Consider the following 11,228-nt stretch of genomic DNA (forward strand, 5'->3'; position numbering starts at 1 on the left):
CCGGAGCGGCGTTTTCCGCCCTCGGCCAGGCAGACCAGGTGGTAAAAAAACGCCGCGCGCGGGCGGATGCCGGCCAAGGCAAGGCCGATGGCGAGGGAGCCGGCGACGGCGATTGGGCGCTGTTGCCCGGCTTTAATCTGTTCTTCAATGCCGATTACCGCGAATTGAACCGGCGTCAAACCGACTTGGAACGGGGTTACGCGTCCAACGAGGCGGGCTTCAGTCTGGGCCTCGACAGCATGCCGACCGATTGGGCCGTGGTCGGGCTGGCTGTCAATTATTCGCACTGGCACGGCGATCAGCTCAACGGCGGCGGCTTCGAAACCGATTCCTACGGACCGACCCTGTTCGCCTCCTTGTTTCCCTGGCGGGGCTTTTTCGCCGACCTGTCGTTTCAATATCTGCGCAAGGACGGCAGCAATGACAACCGCCGGGATTACCTGCGCGAGGACAACACCAATTTCGGCGGCGTCATTAGCGGCGCGCCGGGTGCCGACCAATTCGAGGGCAATCTGTCCACGGGCTACGACTTCACGCTGGGCGGTTTCACCTTCGGCCCGCGCGGCACGGTTCGCTACCGGCACGCGGCGATGGATGCCTATACGGAGCGAGGCAGCTCGGGCCTGGAATTGCGTTATCTGACCGACCGGCTCACCTCGGTGCAATCCAGCATCGGCGCGCAGGCGTCCTATGCGATCAGCACTGCGTGGGGCGTATTGTTGCCGCAGGTCAACGCCGACTGGACCCACGAGTACGACAACGGCCAGCGCACCAGTTATGTGCAATTCGCGCAGGATTTCCGCGCGGTTCCGACCACCTTCGGCTTTCAAAACGACCGGCCCGACCGGGATTTTTTCCATGTCGGCGGCGGCCTGATCGCGGTAATGCCCAACGGTTGGCAGGCTTATGCCAATTTCGAGACCTTGCTCGGTCACGCGTATTTCGACAATTACATCGGTACCGTCGGCATCCGGCTGGGTTTGTAAGGGGCAGTAGGTCCATTTTCGTCGCTTCGGCAAGCGGGTTGGCGAAAGCACTGAATTTTTGCTGGAGATGAGCTAACGATGACACAGAAAATTATTGCGGTGGCCGTGGATCAGGACGGCGCGATAGCCGCGCATGCCGGCCGGGCGGCGAAATGGCAGGTGTTCGCCACCGGAGAATCCGGCGTGGAACTGGCCTGGACGCTGGATTTGACCGAGTTCGGCGGTCTGCACGAGTGGCACGTACGCGGCGACGGTAATCGCCATCCGCTGCATTATGTGGACGTGGCGATAGCCGCATCGGCCGGCGACGGCGTGATCAAGCGTTTGGCGGAACGCAATACCGAGCTGCTCACCACTCGCGAAACCTCGCCGCTACAAGCCATTGCGGCCTATCTGGCCGGCAAACTCACCGAAGGCCCGCCGCACGACGAGCAGCCATGCCTGAAAGGCCATCATTGAGTAAACTCGAAAGACTCGGTGGGAGCGACGCATGGTCGCGATGACGAGCTTTAGAATCGCGACCGTGCATCGCTCCCACGACATTTGCCCCGTTTGCATGAGCCTTGACTTGAAAAATTACCCTAATGCGTCAGGAGATAGTGGAGTAATCGCCCGCGATTCAGAAGATACTCTGAAAATTTTTGTAGGAGCGACGCACGGTCGCGATGAAAATCTTGCAAAGCGCGACTGCGCGCCGCTTTTACGAGACTGCCTTTCATCCGGCGTGGTGTCCGGATCTTCCGCAACCATGGACCGTGACCGACAACGACGGCTGCGATTTTTTTCGAATTGAGCTAAGGTAATGCCTTGGCTTAGGATTCCGCCCCCTATAACTTCACTATTCATATCCCTCGCCCTGGCCCTCTCCCGCGGGGAGAGGGCACATAATGCGGAAGTTATTTTGGCCGGAATCCTTGCGGGCCTGACCCGTAACCCCAACGCTTTGAACGAACTTAAAGGTAATCATGGCTTCCATATACGACATCAAACCGGCCTTTCAAAACCTGTTGCGACCCGGCGTGCGCTGCTTGGCGGAACGGGGCGTGACCGCCAACCAGATCACGCTGGCGGCGCTTGGCCTGTCATTGCTGGTCGGCGCGGCCTTGTTTTATCCGGGTTGGCAACCCGGCATTTATTGGGCGGTTCCGCTGACCATGCTGCTGCGCATGGCCTTGAATGCGATAGACGGCATGCTGGCGCGCGAACACGGCATGCAGTCCGCCTTGGGCGGCATCTTGAACGAGTTGTGCGACGTGGTTTCGGACGCCGCGCTCTACCTGCCTTTTGCCTTGTTGCCGGACGCCAACTTGTGGTTGGTGGTCGGTATTGTGATTGCCGCCATCATCAGTGAAATGGCCGGCGTGGTGGCCGTGCAAATCGGCGCATCCAGGCGTTACGACGGCCCGATGGGCAAGAGCGACCGCGCCTTCGTGTTCGGCGCGCTGGCCGTGGGCGTTGCCGCCGGCTGGTCCGGCGCCTGGATCAATTGGCTGTTCGCCGCATTGTTGCTGTTGTTGGCCGTCACCATCCTGAATCGCTGCCGCCGGGCATTGGCCGAGGTGCATGCATGACGGCGGTCGCTTTGCCGCTTAGCGTGCAAGTGGCCTTCGCCGGCATCGCCTTGCTGTTGTGCATTGCCAGCGGCATTTCCATCGCGCTGCAACGCCGCCGGCCGGAGCGCGACTACGGCGAGTTGCGCCAACGGGTGAAAACCTGGTGGCTCATCGTGGCGGTGTTTGCCGTGGCGGTGCTGATCAACCGAGCCACCTCCGTGATCGTGTTGGGCTTGATCAGTTTTTTGGCTTTCAAGGAATATCTGTCGCTGATCCCGACCCGGCGCGCCGATCACCGGGTGTTGTTTTGGGCCTATCTGGCTATTCCGTTGCAGTATTATTGGGTATGGGCGGGCTGGTACGGCGTGTTCATCATCTTCATTCCGGTCTATGTGTTTTTATGGCTGCCGATGCGGATGATATTGACAGGCGAAACCCAGGGTTTTTTGCGCGCCATCGGCACCTTGCACTGGGGCTTGATGATTTGCGTATTCAGCCTCAGTCACATGGCCTTCATGCTGGTGTTGCCGGCGGAAAACAATCCCGGCGGCGGCAGCATGGGCTTGTTGATTTATTTGGTGTTTCTGACCGAAATCAACGACGTGGCCCAGTATGTCTGGGGTAAAAGCCTGGGCAAGCGCAAAATCGTGCCTAAGGTCAGCCCCAACAAAACCTTGGCCGGCTTCCTGGGCGGAGTATTCAGCACGGCGGCGTTGGCGGTGCCCTTGGCGCCGTGGCTGACGCCGTTGACCGTATACCAAGCCTTGGGGGCCGGGTTTTTGATCGGCTTGGCCGGCTTCGTCGGCGACGTGACTATATCGGCGCTGAAGCGGGATTTGGGCGTCAAGGACAGCGGCACGCTGCTGCCCGGACACGGCGGTATCCTGGATAGATTGGACAGCCTGACCTACACCGCGCCGTTGTTTTTTCATTACGTTTATTTTCTGCACTATTGAGCAAACGTCATGTTGCGCGGTTTGTTTTATCTGTTGCTGGTCAAACCCCTGGTATTGTTCCTGATAGGCTTGAACGTGCGCGGCCGGCAATATCTGCCGAGCGCCGGTCCCGCCATCGTGGTTGCCAATCACAACAGCCACCTGGATACCCTGGTATTGATGTCGCTGTTCCCTCAAGCGCTGCTTGCCGACGCGCATCCCGTGGCGGCGGCGGATTATTTTTTTCGCAATCGCTGCTTGAAGTGGTTTGCCTTGCGTATCATCGGCATCGTGCCGATAGACCGCCGGCCGGCCGCCGTGGGCGGCGATACGCTGACACCGCTGCTGCGGGCGCTGGATCATGGCAAGATACTGTTGCTGTTTCCGGAAGGCAGTCGAGGCGCGCCGGAACAGCTCGGCAAATTCAAAAGCGGCATCGCCCATTTGCTGAGCAAGCGGCCCGAGGTGCCGGTTATTCCGGTATTTTTCAGCGGCCTGGGTAAGTGTCTGCCCAAGGGAGAATTCGTGCTGGTGCCGTTCTTCGTCGATGTCTTCATCGCCCCGGCCCTGGCTTGGAACGGCAGCCGGCCGGCTTTTATGGCCGAACTGGCACACGCCTTTGCGCTGTTGCGGGATGAAGCCCAGCCATTGCCGTTCGACGGGGCCTGAACGGCTATGAATCATGTTCGCGAAGCCATGGGCCATGAAAGGCGGTCCGGCGGACGCGACGCATAGTCGCGCGGACGGCCTTGAACATCGCGACCGCGCGTCGCTTCCACGAGGACTTTTGGAATAAGGATATGATCACAAACATGCTGCCGGCTCTCGCCACTCTTTGCTTAAACAGGCGCTTAAAACGATGGTTCAATAACTCCCCAAGCTTTACCCGGCACGGCCTCGCGGCTTTATCATTCGGCGAATTGGGATAATATTGCCGCCCGCGGCGGATTTTTCGACCGGCCGGCTGTCCGGTCGCGCGCTGACACTTTTTATTGACGGTATTTTTGCTTATGACAGAACAGGTTTCCGCTACACCCGCGCCTCCCCCTCGGCCGAGGCGCTGGCCATGGTTTGCGGTGTTGCTGATTTTGGGCTTTTCGGGCGGCGGGTTATATTATTTCTCCGTCCGGCCGGTCGACGGCCATGATGAGAGTATCAAGAACAAGGGCGGCCGTTTTTCCCGCTATAACGACAATTCCCCCGCCGTGGTCTCGGTGGAAACGGCCCGTAGCGGCGATTTTCCGGTATTTCTTAACGCGCTGGGTACGGTGACGGCCTTGCGCAGCGTGACGGTGCGTTCGCGGGTGGATGGCGAACTGATACGGGTGGCGTTCAGGGAGGGGCAGATGGTCAAGGAAGGCGAACTGCTGGCCGAGATCGACCCGCGCCCCTACCGGATACAAGTGCGGCAGGCGGAAGGTCAGCTGTTGCGGGATCAGGCCCTGTTGAAAAACGCCGAGCTGGACCAGCAACGTTACCAGACCCTGCTGGAGCAGGACTCCATCGCCGCCCAGCAAACCGTGACCCAGGAAGCCCTGGTCAAGCAATACCGGGGTAGCGTGGAAATGGACCAGGCCCAGCTAGCCAACGCCCGGCTGCAACTGGAATTCGCCCGCATCAGCGCGCCGATTGCCGGACTGGTCGGCTTGCGGCAGGTCGATCAGGGCAATATGGTCCGCGCCGGCGATGCCAACGGACTGGCGGTGATTACCCAGGTACAACCCATCAGCGTGGTGTTCACCTTGCCGGAAGACCAACTGCCGGCCGTGGCGCAACGCTATCGTAGCGATAAAGAGCTCAGCGTGGATGCCTACGACCGGTCCGGCCAGCTCAAACTGGCCAGCGGTAAATTGATCGCCATCGACAACCAGATCGATCCCGCCACCGGCACCGTCAAATTGCGGGCCCGCTTCGACAACCGCGAGCACAGCCTGTTCGTCAACCAGTTCGTCAACGTGCGCCTGCATCTGGACACCCTGCGCGACGTGACCCAGGTGTCCGGCGCGGCCATACAGCACGATGCCGAGGGCGCCTATTTATACGTGATCGACGCCGAAAACATCGCCCACCTGCGCCGGATCGAAGCCGGTCCCGTTCAGGACGACAAAGTCGCGCTGCCGGCGCATCTGGCGGCCGGCGAAAGCGTGGTGATCAGCGGGCACGACAGGGTCAAGGACGGCGCGGCGGTCGACGTGGCCGAACGGGACGGCCGGCCGGTGGCCGGCAAGCCGAAACCCCCGGCCGGGCAAGGACCGGGCAAGCCCGGCCGGCCCGACTAAAGTCATGACACTCGAACAGCCCGGCCAAGCCGGCTTCAACCCATCGCGCCCGTTCATTCTGCGGCCGGTCGCCACCTCACTGCTGATGCTGGCGCTGCTGCTGGTCGGCGTGCTGGCCTATCGGTTGCTGCCGGTTTCCGCCCTGCCCAGGGTCGACTATCCCACCATACAGGTCACCACCTTGTATCCGGGCGCCAGTCCCGAGGTCATGACCGCCATCGTCACCGCCCCGCTGGAGCGCCAGTTCGGGCAAATGCCCGGCCTGACGCAGATGACCTCCACCAGCGGCGGCGGCGCCTCGGTAATTACCCTGCAGTTCAACCTGGCATTGAATCTGGACGCGGCCGAACAGACCGTACAGGCCGCCATCAACGCCGCCAGCAACCTGTTGCCCGCCGACCTGCCGCAGTCGCCGATATACAGCAAGGTCAACCCGGCCGACTCGCCCATCATGACCCTGACCATCAGCGCCCAAGCCATGCCCCTCCGGCAGGTACAGGACCTGGTCGAAACCCGGCTGGCGCGCAAAATCGCTCAATTACCCGGCGTGGGCATGGTCGGCATCAGCGGCGGCCAGCGGCCGGCCGTGAGGGTACAAGTCAATCACAAGGCCCTGGCCGCCTACGGCATCGGACTGGAAGACGTGCGCGCAGTCATCGCCGCCGCCAACGTCAACCAGCCCAAGGGCAGCATCAACGGTCCGACCCGCTCGATCAGCATAGACAGCAACGATCAACTGCATTCGGCGGCCGAATATAAAGAACTGGTGGTCAGCTACCGCAACGGCGCCCCGCTGCGGTTGGCCGACGTGGCCGAGGTGGTCGACGGCGTGGAAAACGTCCGGCTGGCGGCCTGGGCCAACGACAGCGCGGCCGTCATCCTCAACGTGCAGCGCCAACCGGGCGCCAACGTCATCGACGTGGTGGACGGCATCCAGGCGCTACTGCCCAAACTGCAAGCGGCCTTGCCGGCCGGCGTAGAGGTCAGCCTGCTGAGCGACCGCACCGTCACCATTCGCGCCTCGGTGCGCGACGTGCAATTCGAACTGCTGCTGGCCGTGGCGCTGGTGGTCATGGTGATGTTCCTGTTCCTGCGCAACCTGCCGGCCACCCTGATTTCGGGCGTGGCGGTGCCGCTGTCCCTGATAGGCACCTTTGCGCTGATGTATCTGGCCGATTTCAGCATCAATAACCTGACCCTGATGGCCTTGACCATCGCCACCGGATTCGTGGTCGACGACGCCATTGTGGTGATAGAAAACATCAGCCGCTACCGGGAAGCAGGCGATAGCCCGCTCAAGGCCGCCCTGAAGGGCGCCGAGCAAATCGGCTTTACCATCATCTCGCTGACCTTTTCCCTGGTGGCGGTATTGATTCCCTTGTTGTTCATGTCCGATGTGGTGGGTAGGCTGTTCCGGGAGTTCGCCATCACGCTGGCGGTGGCGATATTGCTTTCCGCCTTGGTATCCTTGACCCTGACGCCGATGATGTGCGCCAAGCTGCTGCGGCCCGCTCATGCCGACAGCGGGAACGATGGCGCGGGCTGGTTCGAGCGCCTGATCGCCGGCTACGGCCGTAGCCTGACGTGGGTCATGCAACGGCAAACCGCCACCCTGCTGGTGTTTTTCGCCAGCGTGCTATTGACCGTGCTGATGTATATCCTGATACCCAAGGGGTTTTTCCCGCAACAGGATACCGGCCTGATCCAGGGCTTTTCCGAAGCGCCGCAAACCGTATCGTTTCAAGCCATGACCGAGCAGCAGCGCCAACTGGCCCACTTGATACTGGCGCACCCGGCGGTGGAGAGCCTGTCCTCCTTCATCGGCGTCGACGGCATCAACACCGCCCCCAACAGCGGCCGCTTCCTGATCAATTTAAAACCGCATGGACGCAGAGCGCCGGCCGAACAAGTCATGGCCGACCTGAAGCAGCGGGCGGAGCAAGCCGGCGGCGCCAAACTGTATCTGCGGCCGGTACAGGACCTGACCCTGGAAAGCCGGCTCGGACGCACCCCCTACCAGTTCACGCTGGAAGGGGCGGATAGCGAAGAACTGAACCGCTGGACCGGCCGGCTGGTGGCGGCCTTGCAAGATCGGCCGGAGTTGTCCGAAGCGGTCAGCGACGTGCTGGACCAGGGCCGCCAGGTCTACGTCAACATCGACCGGGCCAGCGCCGGCCGCTTGGGCGTCAGCACCGCCGCCATCGACGACACCCTGTATAGCGCTTACGGCCAACGGCTGGTATCGACCATTTTTACCCAGGCCAACCAATACCGGGTGGTGCTGGAAGTGGCGCCGGAGCAACAGCTGAATCCGCAAGCCCTCAACGAATTACGGGTACCGGCCGACAACGGCGGCCAGATACCGCTATCCGCCATTGCCGCATTCTCGGAACGGCCGACCCCGCTGACCATCAACCACCTCGATCAATACCCGGTCAGCACCATATCGTTCAATCCGGCCGCCGGCAAGGCCCTGGGGGATGCCGTGGCCGCCATCGAAGCCGCCAAGGCCGAGATCGGCCTGCCGCTGTCGATACGTAGCGAATATCAGGGCGCGGCCCAGGCCTTCAAAGCCTCGCTGGCCGATACCGTCTGGTTGATACTGGCCGCCATCGTCACCGTTTACATCGTGTTGGGCGTGTTGTACGAAAGTTACATCCATCCCCTGACCATATTATCGACCCTGCCGTCCGCCGGGGTGGGCGCCTTGCTGGCCCTGCAACTGTCCGGCCAGGATCTGGGCATCATCGGCATCATCGGCATCATCCTGTTGATAGGCATCGTCAAGAAAAACGCCATCATGATGATAGATTTTGCCCTGCAGGCCGAGCGCGAACAGGGCCTGCCGCCGGAACAGGCGATATTCCAGGCTTGTCTGCTGCGCTTTCGGCCGATATTGATGACCACGCTGGCCGCCTTGCTGGGCGCCTTGCCGCTGATGCTGGGTAGCGGGGTCGGCTCGGAATTGCGCCATCCCTTGGGGATAACCATGGTCGGCGGCTTGCTGCTCAGCCAGCTGCTGACCTTGTACACCACGCCGGTGATCTACCTGGCGATGGATAAGCTGGCCCGCCGGGTCGATGCCGCCCGGGGCCTGGACGCGGCCGGGCCGGACGGAGAGCGGCCTTGAATCTGTCCGCCATCTTCATCCGCCGGCCGGTGGCGACCAGCTTGCTGACCTTGGCGATAGGACTATGCGGCATGCTGGCATTTATGCATCTGCCGATAGCGGCCTTGCCGGAAGTGGATTTTCCCACCTTGTCGGTGACCGCGCAGGTGCCGGGCGCCAGCGCCGAAACCATGGCCGCCACCGTGGCGGCGCCGTTGGAACGGGCCTTGGGCCGTATCGCCGGGCTGGCCGAAATGAGCTCCAGCAGTTCCCAGGGCTCCACCCGCATCACCTTGCAATTCGATCTGGATCGGGATATCGACGGCGCCAGCCGCGACATTCAGGCCGCCATCAACGCCGCCGCTGGCCAGTTGCCCGGCAACATGCCCCGCCGCCCGAGTTACCGGCGCGACAACCCCGGCGACTCGCCGATACTGGTACTGGCCCTGACCTCGGAGCAATTGAGCCGCGGCCAGCTGTACGATGCCGCCTCCAGCATACTGTTGCAAAAAATTTCCCAGGTGCCGGGGGTCGGCGTGGTCGATCTGGGCGGGGCGGCCTTGCCGGCGGTGCGGGTCGAATTGAATCCCAATGCCCTCGGCCAATACGGCATCGGCCTGGACGATGTGCGCAATACCATCGCCCGCGCCAACGTCACCCGGCCCAAGGGCAGCCTGGAAAATGCCGAGCGGCGCTGGCAAATCCAGGCCAACGATCAGGCGGCCCGGGCGGCGGACTATGCGCCGTTGATCATCCGCTACCGCAACGGCGCCGCGATTCGGTTGGCCGATGTCGGCCAAGTCATCGATTCGGTGGAAGACCTGCGCACCACCGGCCTGTACCAGGGCAAACCGGCGGTGATGCTGGTGATACGCAAGCAACCCAAGGCCAACGTGATAGAAACCGTCGACCGCATATTGGAAATGCTGCCGCGGCTACGGGCGGCCTTGCCGCCGCGGGCCGAGTTGGCGCTGGTGGTTGACCGTTCGCAATCGATCAGGGCCTCCATCGTCGAAGTGGAACACAGCCTGCTGATTGCCGTGCTGCTGGTGATGGCGGTGGTACTGGCGTTTCTGCGCCATCCGCGCTCGGCGGCGGTGCCGGTGGTGGCGGTACCGGTGTCCTTGCTGGGTGCTTGCGCCGTGATGTATTTCTGCGGCTTCAGCCTGAACAATCTGACCCTGATGGCGCTGACCATCGCCACCGGCTTTGTGGTCGACGATGCCATCGTGGTGGTGGAAAACAGCAACCGCCATATCGAACAGGGCATGTCGCCGCTGGCCGCAGCCTTGCTGTCCACCCGGGAAGTCGGATTTACCGTGCTGGCCATGAGCGTGTCGCTGGTGGCGGTGTTTTTGCCCATCCTGCTGATGGGCGGGGTGCCGGGGCGGCTGTTCAGGGAGTTTGCGCTGACCTTATCGGCGGCGGTGCTGGTATCTCTGTTGATTTCGCTGACCGCCACGCCGATGTTGTGCGCGCGCTGGCTGGGCCGGGAGCGCGGCGAGCACGGCCGGGTTTACCGGGCCCTGGGCGCGGCGTTCGACGCCGCGCGGGATGTTTATCGGCGTAGCTTGGGCTGGGCCTTGGCGCACGGCCGCCTGATGCTGGCCATACTGCTGGCGACCATAGCCTTGAACGTCTATCTGTACCGGATCATAGACAAAGGCTTTTTTCCCAGCCAGGACGGCGGGCGCCTGATGGGGCAGGTGATGACCGATCAAGGCGCCTCCTTTCAGGTATTGGAGCAAGGCTTTGCCCGCATCTCCGAGCTGGTGCGGCAAGACCCGGCGGTGGACAACGTGGCCGGTTTCGGCGGCGGTTCGGACGGCGGCAACAGCGCGCGGGTGTTCATTACCCTAAAACCGCACCGGCAACGCGACCGCATAGAAGTGGTGATGGAACGCCTGCGCAAATTGACCGAACGCCTGCCCGGCGTCCGCCTGTACATGTTTCCCGCCCAGGAACTGCGCATGGGCGGACGCATGTCCTTCGGTTCCTACGACTATACCTTGCAGGCCGACGATCTGGACAGTCTGGCGGAATGGACGCCCAAGGTACGCGAGGCGCTGTCGCGCCTGCCCGAGCTGAAGGACGTCAACAGCAGCCAGCAGGACAAGGGCCAGCAGATCGGCCTGGTGGTGAACCGGGACGCGGCGGCCCGCTTCGGCGTCAGCCAGTCCCTGATCGACGCCACCCTGAACAACGCCTTCGGCCAGCGGCAGGTCTCGGTGATCTACAACCCGCTGAATCAATACCGGGTGGTGATGGAACTGGCCCCGCAATATTGGCAAAGTCCGGAAAGCCTGAAACAGCTGTATATCAGCGTGCCCGCCCCGCCGGGCGCCGACGGCGAGGCGGCGGCGCCC

8 protein-coding genes are annotated in these 11,228 nt (G+C 62.3%); all 8 read left to right on the forward strand.

Annotated features, from left to right (window positions below; translation table 11 throughout):
* The coding region (locus NP590_RS19660; RefSeq protein ID WP_256604432.1) for an autotransporter outer membrane beta-barrel domain-containing protein at positions 1 to 986 on the forward strand (986 nt) is incomplete at its 5' end.
* Between the two features lie 78 nt (positions 987 to 1,064).
* Positions 1,065 to 1,445 (forward strand): NifB/NifX family molybdenum-iron cluster-binding protein, encoded by a 381-nt coding sequence (locus tag NP590_RS19665; protein ID WP_256604433.1) that lies wholly within the window; start codon positions 1,065 to 1,067, stop codon positions 1,443 to 1,445.
* A 506-nt stretch (positions 1,446 to 1,951) separates the two neighbouring features.
* Positions 1,952 to 2,557 carry a CDP-alcohol phosphatidyltransferase family protein gene (locus NP590_RS19670; RefSeq protein ID WP_256604434.1) on the forward strand — a complete coding sequence of 202 codons (606 nt, stop codon included), beginning with the start codon at positions 1,952 to 1,954 and terminating at the stop codon, positions 2,555 to 2,557.
* Positions 2,554 to 3,495 (forward strand): phosphatidate cytidylyltransferase, encoded by a 942-nt coding sequence (locus NP590_RS19675; protein WP_256604435.1) that lies wholly within the window; start codon positions 2,554 to 2,556, stop codon positions 3,493 to 3,495. Before NP590_RS19670 ends, NP590_RS19675 begins: the two co-directional genes overlap by 4 nt.
* Positions 3,496 to 3,504: 9 nt before the next feature.
* Positions 3,505 to 4,143, forward strand: a complete 639-nt coding sequence (locus NP590_RS19680; protein WP_256604436.1) for a lysophospholipid acyltransferase family protein — start codon at positions 3,505 to 3,507, stop codon at positions 4,141 to 4,143.
* Positions 4,144 to 4,484: 341 nt separating this feature from the next.
* The gene (locus NP590_RS19685; protein ID WP_256604437.1) at positions 4,485 to 5,753 is read left to right on the forward strand and encodes an MdtA/MuxA family multidrug efflux RND transporter periplasmic adaptor subunit; all 1,269 of its coding nucleotides are present in this window, start codon (positions 4,485 to 4,487) and stop codon (positions 5,751 to 5,753) included.
* A 4-nt stretch (positions 5,754 to 5,757) separates the two neighbouring features.
* Positions 5,758 to 8,883 carry an MdtB/MuxB family multidrug efflux RND transporter permease subunit gene (locus NP590_RS19690; RefSeq protein WP_256604438.1) on the forward strand — a complete coding sequence of 1,042 codons (3,126 nt, stop codon included), beginning with the start codon at positions 5,758 to 5,760 and terminating at the stop codon, positions 8,881 to 8,883.
* Positions 8,880 to 11,228, forward strand: a 2,349-nt coding sequence (locus tag NP590_RS19695; RefSeq protein WP_256604440.1) for an efflux RND transporter permease subunit, incomplete at its 3' end; no start/stop codon positions are given. The genes NP590_RS19690 and NP590_RS19695, both read left to right, overlap by 4 nt.

It is taken from the genome of Methylomonas subterranea (assembly GCF_024505185.1).
In the GTDB taxonomy this organism is placed as follows: Bacteria; Pseudomonadota; Gammaproteobacteria; order Methylococcales; family Methylomonadaceae; genus Methylomonas; species Methylomonas subterranea.